At 56.3% G+C, this 19,815-nt stretch carries 17 protein-coding genes and 1 pseudogene; 12 read left to right on the top strand and 6 right to left on the bottom strand.

Translation table 11 applies throughout. The annotated features are described in order from the left end of the window. Positions 1–119: 119 nt before the first annotated feature. From PO881_RS15970 to PO881_RS15920, 11 genes are all read left to right on the top strand, one after another. Complete coding sequence (locus PO881_RS15970) at positions 120–1,079, top strand: LysR family transcriptional regulator (RefSeq protein WP_192236355.1); 960 nt, start codon at positions 120–122, stop codon at positions 1,077–1,079. Positions 1,080–1,418: 339 nt separating this feature from the next. Continuing rightward, complete coding sequence (locus PO881_RS15965) at positions 1,419–2,873, top strand: NAD(P)/FAD-dependent oxidoreductase (protein ID WP_192412088.1); 1,455 nt, start codon at positions 1,419–1,421, stop codon at positions 2,871–2,873. Continuing rightward, entirely contained in the window at positions 2,870–3,352 is a 483-nt protein-coding gene (locus tag PO881_RS15960) for a hypothetical protein (protein WP_192412087.1), read from the top strand. Before PO881_RS15965 ends, PO881_RS15960 begins: the two co-directional genes overlap by 4 nt. Continuing rightward, positions 3,349–3,915, top strand: coding sequence for a peroxidase-related enzyme (locus PO881_RS15955; protein ID WP_280172060.1), 567 nt, complete (start codon positions 3,349–3,351; stop codon positions 3,913–3,915). The genes PO881_RS15960 and PO881_RS15955 overlap by 4 nt, the downstream gene beginning before the upstream one ends. Before the next feature lie 10 nt (positions 3,916–3,925). Beyond that, positions 3,926–4,663: an amino acid ABC transporter ATP-binding protein gene (locus PO881_RS15950; protein WP_101761870.1), complete on the top strand. Its 738-nt coding sequence runs from the start codon at positions 3,926–3,928 to the stop codon at positions 4,661–4,663. 20 nt (positions 4,664–4,683) lie between these two features. Beyond that, positions 4,684–5,499: a transporter substrate-binding domain-containing protein gene (locus tag PO881_RS15945; protein WP_101761871.1), complete on the top strand. Its 816-nt coding sequence runs from the start codon at positions 4,684–4,686 to the stop codon at positions 5,497–5,499. Between the two features lie 82 nt (positions 5,500–5,581). Further along, entirely contained in the window at positions 5,582–6,268 is a 687-nt protein-coding gene (locus PO881_RS15940; RefSeq protein WP_154155525.1) for an amino acid ABC transporter permease, read from the top strand. Between the two features lie 15 nt (positions 6,269–6,283). After that, complete coding sequence (locus PO881_RS15935) at positions 6,284–6,976, top strand: amino acid ABC transporter permease (protein WP_217549359.1); 693 nt, start codon at positions 6,284–6,286, stop codon at positions 6,974–6,976. A gap of 172 nt (positions 6,977–7,148) precedes the next feature. Further along, the gene (locus tag PO881_RS15930) at positions 7,149–7,694 is read left to right on the top strand and encodes a helix-turn-helix domain-containing protein (protein ID WP_101761873.1); all 546 of its coding nucleotides are present in this window, start codon (positions 7,149–7,151) and stop codon (positions 7,692–7,694) included. Between the two features lie 38 nt (positions 7,695–7,732). Beyond that, entirely contained in the window at positions 7,733–8,995 is a 1,263-nt protein-coding gene (gene fabF / locus PO881_RS15925; RefSeq protein ID WP_280172059.1) for a beta-ketoacyl-ACP synthase II, read from the top strand. Positions 8,996–9,038: 43 nt separating this feature from the next. Continuing rightward, positions 9,039–9,461, top strand: coding sequence for a MarR family transcriptional regulator (locus tag PO881_RS15920; protein ID WP_280172058.1), 423 nt, complete (start codon positions 9,039–9,041; stop codon positions 9,459–9,461). Here the strand turns inward: PO881_RS15920 and PO881_RS15915 are convergent. From PO881_RS15915 to PO881_RS15895, 5 genes and pseudogenes are all read right to left on the bottom strand, one after another. Continuing rightward, a complete protein-coding gene (locus PO881_RS15915; RefSeq protein WP_101761876.1) occupies positions 9,444–9,857 on the bottom strand; it encodes an ester cyclase in 414 nt (137 codons plus the stop codon). The genes PO881_RS15920 and PO881_RS15915 overlap by 18 nt on opposite strands. Positions 9,858–10,034: 177 nt before the next feature. Continuing rightward, positions 10,035–11,190, bottom strand: a pseudogene (locus PO881_RS15910) (IS481 family transposase). A 156-nt stretch (positions 11,191–11,346) separates the two neighbouring features. Next, on the bottom strand, positions 11,347–12,411 hold the full coding sequence (gene uxuA, locus PO881_RS15905; RefSeq protein WP_280172057.1) for a mannonate dehydratase: 1,065 nt from the start codon (positions 12,409–12,411) through the stop codon (positions 11,347–11,349). 118 nt (positions 12,412–12,529) lie between these two features. Then, the gene (locus PO881_RS15900; RefSeq protein ID WP_280172056.1) at positions 12,530–13,234 is read right to left on the bottom strand and encodes a response regulator transcription factor; all 705 of its coding nucleotides are present in this window, start codon (positions 13,232–13,234) and stop codon (positions 12,530–12,532) included. Continuing rightward, the gene (locus PO881_RS15895) at positions 13,231–16,455 is read right to left on the bottom strand and encodes a transporter substrate-binding domain-containing protein (RefSeq protein ID WP_280172055.1); all 3,225 of its coding nucleotides are present in this window, start codon (positions 16,453–16,455) and stop codon (positions 13,231–13,233) included. Before PO881_RS15895 ends, PO881_RS15900 begins: the two co-directional genes overlap by 4 nt. A gap of 350 nt (positions 16,456–16,805) precedes the next feature. Between PO881_RS15895 and PO881_RS15890 the strand changes: the two genes are divergently transcribed. Next, positions 16,806–17,753: a sensor domain-containing diguanylate cyclase gene (locus PO881_RS15890; protein ID WP_280172054.1), complete on the top strand. Its 948-nt coding sequence runs from the start codon at positions 16,806–16,808 to the stop codon at positions 17,751–17,753. A gap of 174 nt (positions 17,754–17,927) precedes the next feature. Here the strand turns inward: PO881_RS15890 and treF are convergent, their stop codons facing one another. Further along, complete coding sequence (gene treF, locus PO881_RS15885; RefSeq protein ID WP_052026007.1) at positions 17,928–19,586, bottom strand: alpha,alpha-trehalase TreF; 1,659 nt, start codon at positions 19,584–19,586, stop codon at positions 17,928–17,930. Between the last annotated feature and the right edge of the window lie 229 nt (positions 19,587–19,815).

Below are 19,815 nucleotides of genomic sequence, written 5' to 3'. Positions count from 1 at the left end.
CAGGGTGAGGGGCAAAGCGCACTTTCCACCCTGTGGCTAATTCCCACCACTCTCTCTATGATGGAAACTTTCCCGCGCCAATGTCGGGAACGATCAATGAGTTAGGGAAAAATCACGCGATGACCATTTTAAACGACCTGGATTTGCGGCAGCTGGAAGCCTTCTCGGCGGTGATCTCTGCCGGTAGCGTCACGGCGGCGGCGAAGGCGCTCAATCGCTCGCAGCCGGCGGTGTCGCGTTTGATTCAGGAGCTGGAACAATCGCTGGGTTATCCGCTGTTTATCCGCAACGGGCCGCGCATTCATCCTTCGGAAGAGGCGCTGCAGCTGCATCAATACGTGCAGAAAGCGCTGCTCTCGCTGCAGCAGATTCGCTTGCGCGCGCAGGAGATCGCCCATCAGCAGCATCGTCCGCTGAGCATCGCCGCCACGCCGGCATTGGCGGCGGGTTTGCTGCCGCAGGCGCTGGCCGCGCTGAATCTGCAGAACAAAGTGCAGATCATCAGCGAATCCGCAGTGCAGACGGCACATGCGGTGATCACTGCCGAAGCCGATCTCGGTTTATGCAGTTTGCCGCTGGAGCATCACGCGGTAGAGCTGCACTGGATTGGCCAGTCGCAATGCGTGGTGGCGCTGCCAGAGCATGACGAGCTGGCGGCGCAATCTCAGCTGTCGTTGAGCAGCCTGGCGGGACGCCGTTTGATCGCACCGTGGAGCCCGCAGCGGTTGCGCGGGCGCTACGAAAAGGCGCTGAAAATGGTCAAAACGCCGCTGCACGAAACCATCGAAACCAACTCCTCCGCCAATATTCTTGGCTGCGTGCGCGCCGGGCTGGGCGTGGCGATTCTCGAACCGGTCACCGGTTGGGGCATGCCGCTGGCCGGTGTGGCGATCCGTCCAATTGAGGAGGATATTCCCTACTACTTTGGCGTGATCACGCCGCAGGGAAGACAGATTTCAGCTGCCGCGCAGGCGCTGGTTGAGGCGTTAGCCAGCGCGGCCGCCGATTTGCTGCCGGGTTTTGAGCGTCTGCCCGCCAGCGAGCATCCGCGTATTATGCGGTTAATTAATCAGGATTAAATATCTCACCCCAATCGTATTTTTTAGCGGTGCGATAAATCGCGCCGCTACGGAATGTACGTAATTTCAGTCATCAGCCTGCGTATGAAAATCTTCTTTTAAAAGCCTTATAACATTTCCGGCATAAGATATAAGAAATCCATTGGTCAAAAGCTGAGCGCGATTATTGACTCTGTTTTAGGGCAAGAGGATTATGCGAAACCTTAGCTCTTACTATGTGATTTATTGATTAATGACCATTAACTATGTGTTATCAGGATAATGGAAATGCACAATCACTTACGCGATTTGGTGGTTTCGTCCGCACCCTGGCCGCCGCTTATTTCTGGGAAAACATGTATGACTTATGCCGCCGATGGCCTTGCCGCGCTGGAAGCTCAGCTTCAGCAGGATCTGGAATATCTTGAACTGCCCGCTAAATCCTGGGTGCCCGAGCGCACGCAGGATGGCGCACCCGTGCGTGACGTGGTGGTGATCGGCGCGGGCATGTGCGGGCTGGCGGCGGTGGCGAAATTGCAGTTCAGCGGCATCAGCAATGTGGTGGCGTATGACGCCGCACCCGCCGGGCTGGAAGGTCCGTGGGTGACCTTTGCGCGCATGGAAACGCTGCGTTCACCGAAATCTCTACAAGGCCCGGCGCTCGGCATGGCGCAACTGACGTTCCGCGCGTGGTTCACCGCGCAGTGGGGCAAAGAAGCCTGGCAAGCGCTGGATAAAATTCCCAAAGCGCAGTGGATGGATTATCTGATTTGGTATCGCAAGGTGCTGAATCTGCCGGTGCGCAACAATGTGCGCGTCACCCACATTGGCTTTGCTGGCGATCTGATTGCGCTCGATGTAAGCGGTGCCGAAACCGGCCGCATATACACTCGCCGCTTGGTGCTGGCCACCGGACGTTCTGGTCTTGGCGGCTTCGCCGTGCCGGATTTCCTGCAAGGTATTAGCCGCCAGTTCTGGGCGCACTCCGCCGACGACATTGATTTCGCTGCCCTGCAGGGCAAACGCATCGCGGTGATTGGCGCAGGTGCATCGTCAATGGATAACGCCGCCACCGCGCTGGAAAACGGCGCGGGCGCGGTGGATCTGCTGATTCGTCGCAAGCAGATGCCGCGCATCAACAAAATGACCGGCATCGGCAGTCAGGGCGTGGTGCACGGCATGCATCAGCTGCCGGACGCGTGGAAGTGGAAGTTTGTCGATTACACCGCCACCACGCAAACGCCGCCGCCGCGCTCCTCGACGCTGCGCGTATCGCGTCATGCCAATGCTCGCTTCTTGCTTAATTGCGGCATCAAAGCGGTTAAGCAAGAGGCCGATGGGCTGCTGATCGAAACCACGCAAGGCGCGCTGCGCTACGACTACCTCATTGCGGCTACCGGCTTTAGTAACGATTTCCACGACCGCCCGGAGTTTGCCGCGCTCGCGCCACATATCCGCAGCTGGCGCGACGGACGTTATCAGCCCGAAATGGGCGCGCCGCGAGCCAATCTGCTGGAAGCGCCGGATCTCGGCCCCGCCTTTGAATTCCGCGAACTGACACCAGGCGCATGCCCGCTGTTGGCGCACATTCACTGCTTCAACGATGCCGCGATGCTGACGCACGGCAAAGTCTCCGGCGATATCCCGGCGGTGAGCGCCGGTGCCGATCGTCTGGTGCGCGGCATTACCGCTTCGCTGTTTGCCGAAGACGTCGAGCAGCATTACGCCAACTTACAGGCTTTTGACACCCCTGAATTGCAGGGCGATGAATGGGTGGATTCTACGCCCTTACTCAACCAGGAGAACGCGCAGTGAGTGACGCAATTGATCACGCAGTCGGTTTAAACGCTGAAGATGCGCTGTACGGCACGCGCCGCCTGCGCCCGGAATTTGTTGACGGCGCGGAGCAGTGCCGCATCTCGGTGCTGGCACCCAACGACGATCAGGGCTTAGCGCCGGATGTGCGTTTAGCGCTGGCGCAGCGCATGGCGCAGCTGAATAACGATGCCGCGCTGCAACAGGATTATCAGACGCAGCTGGCGGCGTTGCAGCCGTCAGAGGCGCTGCTGGCGCTGGCGGCAGGCGCCGCCGATCTGCCAGAACCGCTGGCGACCATCGCGCGCCACGCCGATCTCATTACCCAGCAGCCAATGCACGCCACCGAGCAGCACATTCGCCTGCTGGAGCAAGCCGGATTGAGCAATCCGCAGATTGTGGCGCTCTCCGAGCTGATCGCTTTTATTAACTTCCAGACGCGCGTCGCGGCCGGATTACGTTTGTTGAGGTCTGCATGATTCCATCGGTTAATCTCAAGCCGCTGCACTGGCATCCGTATATCGCGCCGGTCGAGGTAGAAGAGGCCACGCCCGCGCAGCTCGATGCGATGAAAGTGACGCCATCCAATAAGAAGATCTCCGAATATGTGCGCACGTTAGCACACGATCCCGACAGCTACGTGGCGCGTACCGTGCTGTTCAACGCCATCATGTATGTCGATGGCGGGCTGGATCGCGCGGATCGTGAACTCGGCGCGCTGGGCGCGTCGATCGTCAATGGCTGCAAATATTGCGCGGTGGTGCACGCGCGTCGCCATGCGCAGCTGGCCGAAAGTGATGCGGTGGTGAGCGCCATCTATTTTAATCGTGCGGATGTGCTCGGCGAGCGTGATGCGGCGATCTACCGTTTTGCCCGTCGCCTGTCGGTGACGCCGTCAGAAGCCAACGCCGAAGATATGGCGGCACTGCGCGCGGTCGGCATGAACGATCAGGAGATTATCGATCTGATCCACGCCATCGCCATTTTTGGCTGGGCCAACCGTCTGATGCATGTGCTTGGCCATGCTGACCTGCACAAATAAGGGCTGCTGCATGTTAGAACTCAACGATATTACGCTCTCTTACGGCAGCACGCCGATCCTGAAAGGTGTCGATCTGTCGGTGAAACGCGGCGATGTGGTGTCGATCATCGGGCCAAGCGGCACCGGCAAAACCACGCTGCTGCGCTGCATTAACTATCTGGCGAAACCGGCGTCGGGCACCATTCAGCTCGATCAGATCCGCATGGATTATCAGTCACCGGATAAAGCGGCGATCCAGGCGATCCGCCTGCGCACCGCGATGGTGTTTCAGCAGTTCAACGTGTTCAAAAACATGACGGTGCTGGAAAACGTGATGGATCCGCTGATCGTCATTCAACGCAAAAGCAAACAGCAAGCGCGCGATATCGCCGTGCAGGAGCTGGAGCGCGTCGGATTGGGCGCCAAACTCGATCACTATCCGTCGCAGCTTTCCGGCGGTCAGCTGCAGCGTACCGGCATCGCCCGCGCGCTGGCGGTGCGTCCTGATGTGATGTTGTTTGATGAACCGACCTCATCGCTCGATCCGGAGCTGGTGGGCGAGGTGCTGAAAGTGATTAAAGATGTGGCGTCCTCCGGCATTACCTCGCTGCTGGTGACGCACGAAATGCAGTTCGCCAAAAGTATCTCGAACCGCATCGTCTTTATGGATCAGGGCGTGGTGGCCGCGCAGGGCAGCCCGACTGAGATGTTTGATAATCCAACCCTGCCGCGACTTGCTCAGTTCCTCAATTCAGAACGCGTATTCTAATAATTAAAGGAATCAACGACATGCCTGCAATCAAAACCACTTTACGTCGCCTGGCCGCGCCTGGCATCATCGCGCTGGCACTCATCAGCGGTAACAGCTTCGCCGACGCGGTGCGCACTATCAAAATCGCCACTGCGGCGGAGTCTAAACCGCTGTCGTGGGGCGCGATTGGTCACGAGCCGCAGGGCTACGAGCCGGACGTGCTGAAAGCCATCAACGCTAAACTGCCGCAGTACAAATTTGTGATGGAAGGTGCGGCGGATATCGCCCAGGAAACGGGCCTCGCCACCGGCAAATATGACATGGCGACCGGCGGTTATTACAAAGCGCCAACGCGCAGCAAACAGTTCCTGATTCCGGATGCACCGATCGGTGCCAGCCTGATGAAAATCTATAGCCGCAGCGATAGCACCATCAACAGCATGAAAGATCTGGTCGGCAAGAAGATTGTGCCGGTTACCGCAGGCGGCGGCGTTTACAAATTTGTGACGCAGTGGCAGCAGGACAACCCGAACGACAAAGTTGAGATCAAAGCTTCGAGCGCAGGCGTGCCTTATCCGGATCGTCTGAAAGAGGTGCAGCGTGGCAAATATGATGCGCTGATCCTGCCTTCGAACCTCGGCGAGCAAACGGTGATCGACAACCAGAAACTGGCGATCAAAGCCAGCGAGCCGGTTGCCATCAACAACACTTACGTGCTGATTCACCGTTCAGCCGAGAACCAGGCGCTGAACGATGACATCAACAAAACGCTGCAACAGCTGAAAGCGGACGGCACGCTGGATAAGCTGGCGCAGAAGTGGTTTGGCGAAGACGTCACGAAGTACATGAAGTAAGGATTCACTAAAGCTGCGCCCGGTGCTGAGCCGGGCGTTGCTTCATTGTTAGCAGGAGTGTTTCACCGTGAATCTGACTTCGATGATTCCCGAGCTGCTCTCGGCGCTGCCGTTGACGCTTGGCATAATGTTTGTCGCGATGATCGTCGGGTTCTTCCTGGCGCTGATCGCCACCGTGTTCCGCGTGCGCCGCATCCCGGTTATCAGCCAGTTTGTGGATTTGTACGTCTCGTACGCGCGCAGCGTGCCGGTGGTGCTGCAGCTGTTTGTCGCGTTTTATGGCTTGCCGCTGGTGGCCGAGCAGTTTGGCTTCAGCGATTTTGTCACCGCCAACATCGCGGCGATGATTGGCCTGAGCCTGTATCACGGCGGTTATCTGTCGGAAGTGATGCGCCCGGCGTTTCTCGCCGTGGAGAGCGGCCAGCATGACGCCGCCGACAGCATGGGCTACAGCTTCCGCCAGAAAATGCTGCGTATTGTCGGTCCGCAAGCGGTGCACTATGCGCTGCCGGGTTACGGCAATGCGATTATCTATCTGATTCATAACGTGGCGCTGGTGATGTACATCGGTGCGGCGGATGTGATGGCGACTGCGCATCTGATCATGGAACGCGACTACAACCAATATCAGTTCGGCACTTATCTGGTGCTGGCGGTGCTCTATTCGCTGCTGTGCGGCGTGGCCTGGTTGATTATCCGTTTCTTCGAACAACGTCACGCGAAGTACAGCTCGAAAACTGCTGCACGCGTCAAATTCACCAGCGTCTGATAAGGGAGAGAAACCATGTTTGATCTTGAGGTTTTACTGCCGGACTTCTGGAGCATTCTCGATGCGGTGCCGGTGACGCTGCTGATGGCGGTGACGGTGTTTATCTGTTCAACGCTGCTCGGCGGGCTGTTTGCCTTTGTTGAACATCGCCGCCTTCCGGTGCTGCGTCAGTTGGTGATCGCCTACAAAATTGCTTTCAAAGGCGTGCCGATGGTGGTGGTGATTTTCCTCGCCTATTACGGTTTGCCGCCGGCGCTGGATTTCGTTGCCACGCTGATTGGCGTGAAAGTGAATGCGCACTCGCTGCCGAACTGGGTGATCATCATCGTCGCCCTGAGCGCCTGTGTTGCAGCGTTTCAGGCGGAAGTGTGGAAGGGCGCGCTCAACTCCTTTGATAGCGGACAATCGGATGCAGCGCTGTCGCTCGGTTACAGCGGCGGCCAGCTGTTCCGCCGCGTGATGTTCCCGCAGATTATCGTGGCGGCGATTCCCGATCTGGCCAACGCCTTTATGGTGATCATGAAAGCGCTGTCGCTGGCGTTTGCCATCGAAGTGGTGGATATCTTCGCCCAGGCGCAACTGACCGCGGCGCTGAATTTCTACTACCTCGAAGCCTTCCTGGTGGCGGTGGTGTTTTACATGGTGATTGCCTATGTGGTGACCAAGATCGCCGATAAGATTGAGGCGAGATTGCGGGTACGGACCTGACCAAATCCGCGCGATAAATCGCGCCGCTACGATCAAGTGCGCCCAACCGTAGCGGCGCACTTTATTGTGCAAAGAAGCCATCGCCAAATCACTTTCACTCTGCAAGTTACTTGCAAAATGAAAGTCACTCTGCAACAGTATCCGCCATCAAACCGATGCGGGATAGCCAACCTTGAAAAACCAAACGCTCCACAACATGCCTTGTCCCATCGCGCGCAGCCTTGGGCGCATTGGCGATGGCTGGAGCATACTGATTATGCGCGATGCGCTGGCCGGTTTTACGCGCTTCGATGAGTTCCAGAAAAGCAGCGGTGTAGCGCCCAACATATTGTCGCGGCGGCTGAAAGAGCTGGTGGACGATGGCTTGCTGGAGAAGGTGTGTTACAGCACCAGCCCGGCGCGCTTCGAATATCACCTGACGGCCGTCGGTCGCGATTTTCGCGGCGTGATTCTGGCGCTCACCGAGTGGGGCAGCACGCATTTCTCGCCGGAAGGTCGCCAGATGCAGCTGGTGGAAAGCGCTACGCAGCGTCCGGTGAAGATGCAGCTGGTCGATAGCGAAAACGGTCAGCCGCTAACGCTGGATAACTATCAGATGGTGCCCGGCCCGGCAGCGGAGCCGATGATGCACTATCGCCATGATTATCTGCAGAAAAAACGCGCTGGAGATAACACCCAGAAATTTGCGCCGCCGCCGCTGCACCAGCCGCAGTCATAACGGCAACGCGCAAGTATCCGCAGATTAAGGAATAATAAATGAAACGAATTGTCATTACCGGCATGGGGCTGGTATCGCCGCTGGGCTGCGGCACGGAAGCGGTTTGGCAGTCGCTGCTGGCGGGAAAATCGGGCATCAGCGCCTTGCCGCCAGAGATGGTGCAGGATATCGCCTGCAAAGTGGCGGGACAGGTGCCGACGCTGGAGCAGGATCCCCAGCACGGTTTTAATCCCGACGGGATTATCGCCGCCAAAGATCGCAAGAAAATGGATCGCTTTATCGAGTTCGCGCTGGTGGCAGCGCATGAAGCGCTGACGCAAGCCAACTGGTTCCCGCAGGACAGTGCGCAACAGCAGCGCACCGCCACGGTGATCGCCACCGGCATCGGCGGCTTTAACGAAATCGCCAACGCGGTTGAAACCACCGCCGAGCGTGGGCCGCGTCGCTTGTCGCCTTTTACCATTCCTTCGTTTCTCGCCAATCTGGCCGCCGGACACGTTTCGATTGCACACGGTTTTCGTGGGCCAATTGGCGCGCCGGTAACCGCGTGCGCGGCGGGTGCGCAGGCGATTGGTGATGCGGCGCGCTTGATTCGCAGCGGCGAAGCGGATATTGCGCTGTGCGGCGGCACCGAAGCGGCGATCCATCGCGTGAGCCTGGCCGGATTTGCCGCAGCGAAAGCGATGTCGGGCGGCTTTAACGATCGTCCAGAGCAGGCTTCGCGTCCGTTTGATCGCGACCGCGACGGTTTTGTGATGGGCGAGGGCGCGGGATTGCTGGTGATTGAATCGCTGGAACATGCGCAGGCGCGCGGCGCGACACCGCTGGCGGAGCTGGTAGGTTACGGCACCAGCGCAGATGCTTACCATCTCACCGCCGGCCCGGAAAATGGTGAAGGGGCACGCCGGGCAATGGAAACCGCGCTGGCGCAGGCGGGCATTACGGCGAGCGAGGTGCAGCATATCAATGCGCATGCTACGTCGACGCCGGTCGGCGACAGGGGCGAACTGGCAGCAATTAGCTCGCTGTTCGCTGGCAGCGAGGTAGCGATCACCTCCACTAAATCGGCCACCGGACATCTGCTCGGTGCGGCGGGCGGTGTGGAAGCGATCTTCTCGATTCTGGCGCTGCGCGATCAGGTTGTTCCGCCGACGCTCAATCTGCAGCATCCGGATGAAGCGGCTGTTGGGCTGAATCTGGTGGCGCTGAAACCACAGCCGACGGTGATGACCTATGCGCTATCCAACGGTTTTGGCTTTGGCGGCGTGAATGCCAGTTTGTTGTTTAAAGCCTGGCAATAGGTTTCCTATAATGGGCCAACGATAGCGCGCAGGAATTGCCCCTTTGAGCACGGAAAATGAAACCCAGCAGCTGGCGGAAGAGCTCCGTCAGCTGGTCAGCCACTTGGTACGTAACGTCCGCGTCAGCACCGCGACCGTGCGCACCTCGCAATATGAAACCTTAGATCTGCTCGACAGCCACGACGCGCTTTCTATCGCCGATCTCGCGCGGCTGCGCGGCGTGAAACATCAAAGTATGCGCTTGGTGGTAAATGAGCTGGAGGCGCAAGATTTGGTGCTGCGACAAAAAAGCGCGCAGGACGCGCGGGCGCAGGTGATTGTGCTGAGCGATCAGGCGCGCGCTGCGTTGGCGGCCGCACGTCAACAGCGTGCCGACTGGCTTGCGGCGCGCATCAATGAAACACTCGACCAGCAGGATCGCGACGATCTGCAAAAAGGGCTGGCTGCGTTACGCAAATTGCTTTAACTGCGTCATCACCGCCGCCAGCGTGTTCATGCCCCAATGCTCCGCGTATTTTCCCTCTTCAATTCGCACCATATCGATCACCGCGATCGTTACAGGTAAACCGGTGGGCGCGATGCCCATCAGCGATCCGCTGTGAACGCCGGTTATTGTTTTGCGCGTGGTGACCCAATCGCGCTCGGCGATTTGATCTTCAATGTGCACCTGAAGATGGGAGAAAGCAGGGCGCAGGATCTGATCGAAGGTGTGCCAAAGACTTTCGCGATCGCTGGGCGCGCCGGCTGGCGCAGAGCGGTTAATGAAGTTTTCGCCGACGAGTTGATCGAAAGCCTGGCGATCGCCTTCGGCAATCACCTGCTGATTGAATCGACGCACAACGGCTTTGTTATGTTCTGACATGGTGATTCCCCGCTGAATATGTACAGTTTGACTGTATATATTTAACGGCAAGTGGGGAAGGCGAGTTTGTCAGGTTGTGCGGTGATTATGGTGCGCGCTGATGCCCTCACCCCGGCCCTCTCCCTGTACAGTCCGGGGACATGGTAGACAGGTGTTCGGGGACATGGTGAACACTTTTTAACATCCTTTACCCATGGTGATCGACTTTTTCTTCAGGTCGATCACCCCCCACTTTTGTGCTGTACCACCATACCTCGTAGCACCCGTCTTCCTGCATCTCCTTCAGGCCAACGTGCTCTCCCCTGAACGCCTTGCCTGCCTTCAGACTCAGGCCTTTTATACTCAGCTTCCCACTGATATCTACCTTCCTGACCATCACGCCCTCGTCGTATTCCGCTGACGTTACGCTGGCGCTGTACTGCCGAGCCGATGGCTGATAGCGCGACGCCGGCACCGCCATATCCAGCGCCTCATGCGGGCGTTCAAGGTTATAAACCGTCCGCCAGTGATCGAAGGCGCGCTGCAGCTCACCGTCGTCCGCGAACCACTTCCCCTGCAGCACTTCAGCCTTCAGGCTGCGGTGAAAGCGCTCCAGCTTGCCCTGCGTCTGCGGATGATAAGGCCGGGAGTGCCCCACCCGGATACCCTGTCGCATAAGCCACAGCTCGACGGCCGTCCAGGTCCCGGTAGTGTCGCCCCACGGTGAACCGTTATCCATCGTCATCCGGTCCGGCAGGCCGTAACGTTCAAAGACTCTGACCAGCTGCTTCTGCACCGTCTCACGCCGCTCATCAGCGCAGTGTACGAGGCAAAGCGAGAAGCGGGAGTGATCGTCAAGGAGGGTAAGCGGGTGGCAGCGGCCGCCGCCAAAGGGAAAATGCCCCTTGAAATCCATCTGCCAGAGCTGGTTCGGGGCCGCATGTTCAAACCGGCCCGTGGCCGGGACACCCGGAGCTGAGCCCGGCAGCAGGTCGTGGCGGGCCATCAGGCTGTGGACGGTGCTGAAGGCGGGCATGCGGTGTCCGCGGTCTTCGAGCCAGCGCTTTATCTTGCGCGCGCCCCAGTGCTGATGAAGTTCATGCGCCATACGAAGCAGGTCAGTGATGTCGTCAGACGAGCGGTTGGGAGAGTGATGGGGTATGCAGGGGCGGTCCTGAAGACCGGATTCTCCCTCTTCAGCCCAGCGGCGAAGCCACTTGTAGGCAGTGGCGGAAGAAATGCCGTAGTGACGGCAGAGTGCGCGGATGTTCGCCCCGTCTTGCGAGGCGAACAGAACAAACTCTTTACGTAATGACATGGTATCTCTCGCATCCCAGGACATAAGCGACTCCATAAACGGGTTCTTATGCCTTAGTTGTAAGTGTCTACCATGTCCCCGAACAAGTGTTCACAATGTCCCCGGACTGTACACTCCCACGGGGAGAGGGAGCAAAAAGTTCCTCTCCCGCTTGCGGGAGAGGGCTAGGGTGAGGGACAAAGCGCACCCAACTCAGCGCTTACCCAGCGCTTCCCACAATCCCAGCAGATAGGTGGTGCCTAGCGCGCGGTCGTACAAACCGTAGCCCGGACGGCCGGTTTCGCCCCAGATAAAGCGGCCGTGATCCGAACGGATGTAGCCATCGAAGCCGTTGTCATGCATTGATTGCAGCACTTTATACATATCCAGCGAACCGTATTCGGTTGGGTGCGCGCATTCGTAGAAATCTTTATCCTGGATAATCTTGATGTTACGCACATGGGCGAACGGAATACGTTTGCGGCGCGAGAACTCCGCCAGAATGGCGTACACATCATTACTCGGATCTTCGGCAATCGATCCGGTACACAGCGTGATGCCGTTAGCCTCGGAATCGACCACGTTACAGATCCAGTCGAGATCGTCGCGGTTCTTCACCACGCGCGGCAGGCCGAAGATCGAATACGGTGGATCGTCCGGGTGGATCGCCATCTTCACGCCCACTTCTTCACATACCGGGATCACCGCTTTCAGAAAGTAAGCGAGGTTTTCACGCAGCTTAGCGTCATCAACATCTTTGTATTGGGCAAACAGATCCTGCACTTTTGCCAGACGCTCCGGTTCCCAGCCCGGCAGGGCGAAACCATTGGCGTTGCCCAGCACTTCCTGCACCACTTCGTCGAGGCTCTTATCAATGCCTTTCTTCTCGAACGCCATGGTGAGCGAGCCGTCTGGCAGCACGTAGTTCATGTCGGTCTTCATCCAGTCGAACACCGGCATGAAGTTGTAGCAAATCACTTTCACACCCGCTTCGGCCAGGTTACGGATGCTCTGCTGATAATTTTCGATGTAACGATCGCGGCTTGGCAGACCGATTTTAATGTCGTCGTGAATGTTGACGCTTTCGATCACTTCCACGGTCAGCCCGGCGGCATGCACCTGCTCAACCAGCGCGTTAATTTTCTCTTTCGGCCAGGTTTCACCTACCGGCACGTCATACAGCGCGCCCACGACGCCGCGCACGCCCGGCACCTGACGAATATATTCCAGCGAAACTTTATCTTCTTTCGGACCAAACCAGCGCATTGTCAGTTGCATAATGTCATCCACCGTTATCGTGTCTGTGATAACTGATAAACTACCATTCTAGTAAACATCATGACAGCGCAGCGCGGCCAATAAGCCTTGATCCGCGTCACAGAACACAATTTATGCATCAGTGATGCAGCACAATTTCACCGAAATGCTCTTTGTATTTAAATAATTCCAAATCAGATCGCAGACCCAATTTACGCAGTGCAGTCTGTTTTTGCCCGCTGATGGTTTTACGGCTGCGCGCATATTTTCCGGCGATTTGCGTAATACTTAATCCATCCAGATAGCAACGGATCACCTCGATCTCACGTGGGCTGAGATTGCGCAGCAGCAGCGTGATATCTTCGCCAGTTTGACGCGGCAATAAATAGTCATGCATTTCCCTATCGCTTTCCTGAAACTTATCCATCTCCAGCAGCATATCGGCGGTGAGAAAACGCTTGTTACGGCATACCTGATGCAGGGCGGAAATCAGCACTTCCTGATCTTCACTTTTACCCACAAAGCCATGCACACCCGCTTTTAACAGCAGTTGCACTATTGCCGGTTTTTCTACTGCCGAGGAGATCAGGATTTTCAAATCGGGATAACGCGCGCGCAGCTGTTTCACCATCTGCAGGCCGTCGAGTTCGTCTTCGCCAAGCATGTAGTCCAGCACCAGCACGTCCACTGAATGACGCTGCAAAAATGCCATCAGCTGCTGGCGTTGCGAAAAGGCGCCAGCCAGCTCCAGCAGCGCTTCCTGCGCCAGACGATACTGAATTGCTTTGCCGATCAGGGGATGATCGTCTAATACGGCAACCTGCCAGATTGCATCTTGTTTCATGGTTTCACCTCATTATCAGGATTATTTTTTAGTGCGTGGAGGAAGATCGCTTCCAGTTCGGCCACTGCTGTAGCGACTGCGGGAATCAGCTGCTGCAGGAACGCACTCTCTCGTTGTTCGGCTGCCTGCTCGGCGGCGAGGCAACTCTGTTGTAGGCTTTCAGCGCGCAGTAATTTGGCGCTGCCAAGTAATTGATGTGCAGCGTGGTGTGCACCAGGGAAGTCCTCCGCCATGGCAGCTTGCTCCAGTTGTGCAAGATCGCGCGCATTTTGCTGCTGAGCGGTGGTGACCAGATCGCGCCAGGCTTGCGGATCATTGGCTGCGAGGTTTTCCAGGGTAAGCAGGGTTTCATTGCGCACACTGCTGGCAGCGCTGCCAGTGACCACTCGCAGCAGCTGGGTGCGCTCCAGCGGTTTAAACAGGCAACCATCCATGCCAGCCTGCGTCGCGAGTTGTGCAACACGCTCTTCTGCCATCGCCGTCAGGCCATAAATCGGGACTGCGCGGCGATTCATTAGCTTCTCCTCAATACGTAACTGGCGGGTAAATTCAAAGCCATCCATGCCTGGCATATTGCAATCGGTGATCACACGATCAACGTCATGTTCGCGCCACAGTGCCAGCGCCGTTTCACCGTCTTCTGCCACCAACACATGATGCCCGGCGTAACGCAACTGTTGTGCCAGCAGCAGGCGATTGGTGGCGTTGTCATCCACAACCAGCATTCTTAAGGATGCGTGCACAACGTCATCAACTGGCTCAGCTTCTGCTTCAGTCAGCGTGGCGGGCTGGGCGATGAAGCGCAGCATAAACACGCTGCCCTCATCGGGCTCGCTCTCTACATGCAGCTCGGTTCCCAGCATCACCGCCAGACGGCGACAGATATTGAGACCCAGTCCGGTGCCACTGACGCGATTAGTGCCCTGATCCACCTGAACAAAGGGCTCGAAAATCGCCTTTTGCTGTTCTGGCGTGAGACCCACCCCACTGTCGCAGACTTCCAGTACGTATTCGGGTTTAGTGATATCTGCCTGGTAAAGCGCCACTTCAACTTCACCCCGCGCGGTAAACTTAATGGCATTGCTGACCAGGTTCGCCAGGATCTGCTTCAACGCCACGGGATCGAACAGCACGCTGTCCTGATCGATATCCAGCATGACATTGAGCGCCAGCCCTTTATTTAGCGCCACCTGACGGAATAGCGCTTCAGTGTCGTAAACCACATCGCTCAGTGACATCGGCATGTGGCGAATGCTGAAATGACCGGATTCGATTTTCGCCAGGTCGAGAATATCGCCGACCAGCGAGAGCAGTGAACGAGAAGATTCCCACGCCAAATCGATATTCTTTTGCCGCTGCGCTTCGTCGCTCTGACCTAAATGTTCAATCTCCAACAGGCCAATCAGTGCCGCCAACGGCGTGCGGATTTCATGGCTCATATGTGAAAGGAAAGTACTTTTCGCCTCGCTGGAGCGCAGTGCCGCACGCTTCGCTTTACGCACGTCTTCTAACAACGTTTCGATCGTGTGCAGTTGGTTACTGATTTCACGCTCGTGCTGGCGCTGCCTCGCCAGCGACGATTTCAGCAGATGGTTGCGCCACAGGAAAAACAGCAGGCAAATGCCGGCCACCGCAGCAATACGCAGCACGTAACTGCGATAGCTCTGCCAGGACGTGCTGGTGGCGGGCGGCGTGTACTTGATCCAGCGCTCCATCAGTGACTGCATGGTTGGCTGCGGAATATCGGACAGCGCTTTATTCAGGATGGAATTCAGATGCTCATCCGCCACATTGGTGGCCATCGCCATGCGAAACATCGGCAACGGTGCGACAAACGCCACTTTGAAGCGATCGTTGAAGTGGTTATTTAGCAAATATTGCGCCGATTCGTAGGGCACGATAAAGCCGTCAACCTCTTTGTCCTGCAGCTGCCCGAGGGAGTCGAGCGAAACCGCATTTTCACTAAAATCGATGGTTGGCCAGCGGCGACGCAGATCAAAGCGATAGTAAGAACGCTCGTAGATGCCGATGCGTTTCCCTGTCATCTCATCGAAACTGTGCCAGTTACTGTCGCTGCGGGTCATCACCACCCAAGGCGAATAGACATAAGATCGCGTGTATTGAATCTGCGGGCTCTGCTTTGACGCGCCGTCACTCACCACAATCAGGGAATTGCGTTGATTAACCAGCGCATCGCGCATGTTGCTCAAGCCCCGCATTGGGTTGTAATGAAAACGAATACCGGTGCGTTGCGAGATGAGATTTAACAAATCAACGCTGAGTCCGGCGACACGCTGTTTGCTGTCGAGAAAGGTGAAAGGCAGATGTGTAGGGTCGTAATTCACCGTGATGTCGCGGTGCTCCGCCAGCCATTTTGCTTCGGCTTCGCTAAGGTCCAAAGGATGATTCTTCACCACCGACCGGTAATCAAGCCCCCAGGCTTCGGCAATTTGTACTGCATTACGTAGCGGGATATTTTTAAGAATTTCATTAATGGCGTCGATCAGCTCAGCATTGTCCGCGCGGGCGGCAAAGCGTGCATCCACATCGTTCATGTAAGGCGTGCTATGGCCTTCAATGATGTTCTGCAAGCCGCGCTGCGACAAATAGCGCTGCGTGGCGGAGTTACTCCAGAACACCATGTCCTCATTGAAAGCGGTATCGGTATAGGCCCAGAGCGGCGGTGAGGCGGGCGCTAATGTGGCTTCGGGATAGCGTTTATGCAGCAGCGCTTTCAGTTCGTCGTCACCGTAGTACATCAGGCGATAGCGGCTGTCATTCAGCTGACGATCAAATTTTGCCTGGCGGCGGCTAATCAACACGCTTTGCGCCAGCGAATAGGGAATACTCAGCGCCAGTTTGGTTTCATGATTAGCAGCCTGCGGGTAGTAAGGAATTAAATCGACTTGCTTGTTATTGAGCGCGGTAACCAGATCAAGACGGGTGTTATAGCGCTTAACTTCGACCGGGCGATTCAGTGTTTTCGCGATGATGGCCAGATAATCGGCGGACAGTCCTTCAAAGGTGTCCTCTTCGAATTCAACCGAATAGGGCGGTAACGTATGGCTCCAAACGCCGACGCGCAGCACCGGATGACGTTTTAGCCACTGTTGTCCCTCTGCATTCAGCGTCACTTCAGGGGAAACCAGACCGTAACGCGGCGTGAATTTTAACGTAGTGGCGCTCCAGGCCGACAGGCAAAAGCCCAACAAAAAAATCATGCTAAAAATGCGTTTGCCCACGAATTGATTCTCAGTTTTCTTTGCTGCTTTAGGCACTGCCGTGCGGCGGTGCGGCCCTCTGGCTGCGCTTTAATGCGCCAGTGACCCTTCACAGCGGCACGAAACTCAACGGTTATTAAATGCTTTTTAAGAAATTTCTTACGTATGTAGGCGGGGCTTACTACAGACTGGTACTTAAGTAAGTTAAGTCAGCTGTTTTGACAGGAAACTTTCGACGTAACTCCTGAAGTTTCTCCAATTTGCCGCTGCTAATCGGCTTTTCATTTGTTTTATTTACAGAAACTTCCCGGCAGGCAAAATAGCGCTTATTTCCTCTCCTTCAGCCAACCATGTCAGAAGAAGCGCTGCGTCAGCAGATTCAGAACCTGAAAAAACATAATGCGCGGTTAAAGCGTATAGCGCATGACGCGCGTAATAAGCTGAGTGCAGCGCTGGATGGAACCGGTTTATGTTTGTGGCAGCTGGATATTCCCAGCGGCAAGCTGGTGATTTTTAATCGTCGCTGGGGGGCGATGCTGGGTTTTCAGCCGAAAGAGACCAAAGCGCAGTTCGATGTGTGGCGCGAACGCCTGCATCCGGATGACGCCGACGAAGTGCTCAAAGCTTTTTACGATCACATTGAAGGGCGCGCGCCTTATTACGAAGCGCTGCACCGTATGCTGGGCAAAAACGACAACATTAAATGGGTGCTGGATCGCGGACGCGTTACCGAATGGGACGCAGCGGGCAATCCGCTCAAAGTCACCGGCACGCACATCGATATGACCAAAGAGAAGCAGTACGAAGCGCAGCTCTCATCGCTGGCGCATCACGATCCGCTAACCGGACTGACTAATCGCCATGCGCTCAATACGCAGTTCAGCAGGATGAAAGCGCAGGGCCCGCTATGCGTGGCGTTTATCGATCTCGATAACTTCAAACACGTCAACGATACCTTGGGACATCGCAGTGGTGATGAGGTGTTGATTCAACTGAGCCAGCGCATCATCGACGTGGTGCCGCCAAACGTGGTGATTGGCCGACTCGGCGGCGACGAGTTTGTGCTGCTGATGCCGTTCCTGATCGACTATCCGAAAGTGCGCATTATGATGCAGGCGGTGCTGGATGCTGCGCTGACGCCGTTTGATATTGATAATGGACATGCGCAGATTGGTGCGTCGATTGGCATTGCGCAGGTACAGGAACGCGACAGCTTTGATGAAGCGCTGACGCGGGCCGATGGGGCGATGTATCAGATTAAGAAAGATGGTAAGCAGGGGTTTGGGTTGGCGGGGTAGTTTTTACCCTCACCCTAACCCTCTCCCGCAGGCGGGAGAGGGGGCCGATCGAGCGAATACGTGTGGATATGTGGCAGCGTTTCCCTCTCCTCAGGCCGATCGAGCTTACATATGGCAGCGTTTCCCTCTCCCAGTGAGAGAGGGCCAGGGTGAAGGCATCAAGCCGCACCAATCTCAATCCGCCAGCAAATGCCCATACATGGTCATCAATCTGCGGGTGACGCCATTAGTCCAGCCGAAGCCGTCCTGCAGCGGATACTCGCCACCACCACCCGGACGGGCGCGATCGCCGCTGATGTCATATTTCTCCACCAGCTTATGATGCAGTGAATAGAAATTATTTACCGTATTCAGCCAGTTAACGGCAATTTCTGTCGCCAGCGTCTCTTCACCGTAGTGATTCAAACCGACCACCGCCATCCACTGCAACGGCGCCCAGGCATTGGGTTTATCCCATTGTTCGCCGCTCTCCACCATTGAGGTTAACAAGCCGCCTTGCGTCAGTAACAGATGACGCAGCGCAACGGCCTGCAGGTGCGCCTGCTCGGGCGAGGCGAGGCCGAGGAACAGCGGCACCACCGCAGCAGCGGTGAAGGCGCCAAAGCGTTCGCGACGCCAGTCGTAATCGCGGTACACCCCGGCAGTGTTATCCCACAGATAGCGATGAATCGCCTGCTTACGCGCATCGGCTTTTTTCTGCCACGCCAGCGCCGTTAACTCTTCACCTTTAGCGTGCGACAGCGTCGAAATCATCAGCTCCAGCTTGTAGAGGAACGCGTTGAGATCGATCGGAATAAATTGCGTGGTGCGGATGCTCGCCAGACGCTGCGGATCGCGCAGCCAGCGTGAAGAGTAATCCCAGCCCGATGCGGCACCGGCACGCAGATCGCGATAAACCTCGTTGGCCGGACGACCTGATTTCTTCGCGGTTTCAATATCTTCCAGCCACGACTCATCGCGCGGCGTGTCGCGATCGTCCCAGTAACGGTTGAGCAGCGAACCATCTGGCATGCGCACCACGTGGCGATAGGCCTGATGCGGCATCAGCTCACCCGCGCCGTCCATCCAGAACTGGTACTCTTTCATCAGTTGATCGAGATAGCGTTTCGCACCGCGAATGCCATCTTCTTCAAACAGTTCCACCATCAGCGCAAACACCGGCGGCTGCGAACGGCTGAGGTAGTAAGTACGGTTGCCGTTCGGCACGTGACCGTAGTTATCAATCAGCCAGGCGAAGTTATCCGCCATATGACGCAGCAGATCGTCGCGGCCGGCATCGGCGAGGCCGAGCATGCTGAAGTAGGAGTCCCAGTAATAGGTTTCTCCAAATCGGCCGCCGGGCACCACGTAAGGTTTCGGCAACGGCAGCAGCGATGAGTGCGCTAAATGTTGCTGTGGCATTTTGGTTAACACCGGCCACAGATCGTCAATATGTTCGGTTAAGGTTTTATCTGGATTAGAAACATAAAAACTCTCATTCACCTGAGGTGAATAAAAATGTTCGTGCACGAATGCTTCCAGATCAAAATCCGCTGCGCGTTTACGGCGACGAAAACGGATTAAAATATCCAGCGGATCGAATTTTGGTGCGCAGTCCGGAAACGTTTTGCTGTCAGCAAATATGTGCGATGTCTGTACCTGCTCAAACAGTTCCATGTAGCGATCGGCAGGCGTCAGCGCATCCGGCGCGGGCAAACCTTCAATCAGCTCGGGTTCCGGCTCCGAATCCTGCATACCTTCGCGAACGAACTCGTGAGGATTATATTGATACTCCAGTTCAGCATCAGCGCGTCGATCCTCGAAAGCGTTATATTGCTGTTGGTTAGTATTAATAGCAGCCTCCTGGTAAATTCTTGAATGCGTAAAGAACAAATTATAGAGCTCTGAACGGGCGAAACAACAATGCGATTTATCTATGAACGTAATAAATCATGTCGATGGATCCGGTATTTTTATGATTTTTCAGTGATTACAACGGACTATATTTCAGGAAATGAAAGCGGCTTTTAGGATGGATGTTTAAATAGCTGCACAGAAATATCTGTATTTAAGAAAATCGCTA

This window comes from Pantoea sp. SS70, assembly GCF_029866845.1.
Lineage (GTDB): Bacteria > Pseudomonadota > Gammaproteobacteria > Enterobacterales > Enterobacteriaceae > Pantoea > Pantoea leporis.
The sequence above is the reverse complement of the archived record's forward strand: the minus strand, read 5'-3'. Positions and strand labels throughout refer to the sequence as shown.

Coding starts and splice junctions, on each gene's coding strand:
- PO881_RS15970 (WP_192236355.1), top strand. CDS start 120: ATGACCATTTTAAACGACCTGGATTTGCGGCAGCTGGAAGCCTTCTCG.
- PO881_RS15965 (WP_192412088.1), top strand. CDS start 1,419: ATGACTTATGCCGCCGATGGCCTTGCCGCGCTGGAAGCTCAGCTTCAG.
- PO881_RS15955 (WP_280172060.1), top strand. CDS start 3,349: ATGATTCCATCGGTTAATCTCAAGCCGCTGCACTGGCATCCGTATATC.
- PO881_RS15950 (WP_101761870.1), top strand. CDS start 3,926: ATGTTAGAACTCAACGATATTACGCTCTCTTACGGCAGCACGCCGATC.
- PO881_RS15945 (WP_101761871.1), top strand. CDS start 4,684: ATGCCTGCAATCAAAACCACTTTACGTCGCCTGGCCGCGCCTGGCATC.
- PO881_RS15940 (WP_154155525.1), top strand. CDS start 5,582: ATGATTCCCGAGCTGCTCTCGGCGCTGCCGTTGACGCTTGGCATAATG.
- PO881_RS15935 (WP_217549359.1), top strand. CDS start 6,284: ATGTTTGATCTTGAGGTTTTACTGCCGGACTTCTGGAGCATTCTCGAT.
- fabF (WP_280172059.1), top strand. CDS start 7,733: ATGAAACGAATTGTCATTACCGGCATGGGGCTGGTATCGCCGCTGGGC.
- PO881_RS15915 (WP_101761876.1), bottom strand. CDS start 9,857: ATGTCAGAACATAACAAAGCCGTTGTGCGTCGATTCAATCAGCAGGTG.
- uxuA (WP_280172057.1), bottom strand. CDS start 12,411: ATGCAACTGACAATGCGCTGGTTTGGTCCGAAAGAAGATAAAGTTTCG.
- PO881_RS15900 (WP_280172056.1), bottom strand. CDS start 13,234: ATGAAACAAGATGCAATCTGGCAGGTTGCCGTATTAGACGATCATCCC.
- PO881_RS15895 (WP_280172055.1), bottom strand. CDS start 16,455: ATGATTTTTTTGTTGGGCTTTTGCCTGTCGGCCTGGAGCGCCACTACG.
- PO881_RS15890 (WP_280172054.1), top strand. CDS start 16,806: ATGTCAGAAGAAGCGCTGCGTCAGCAGATTCAGAACCTGAAAAAACAT.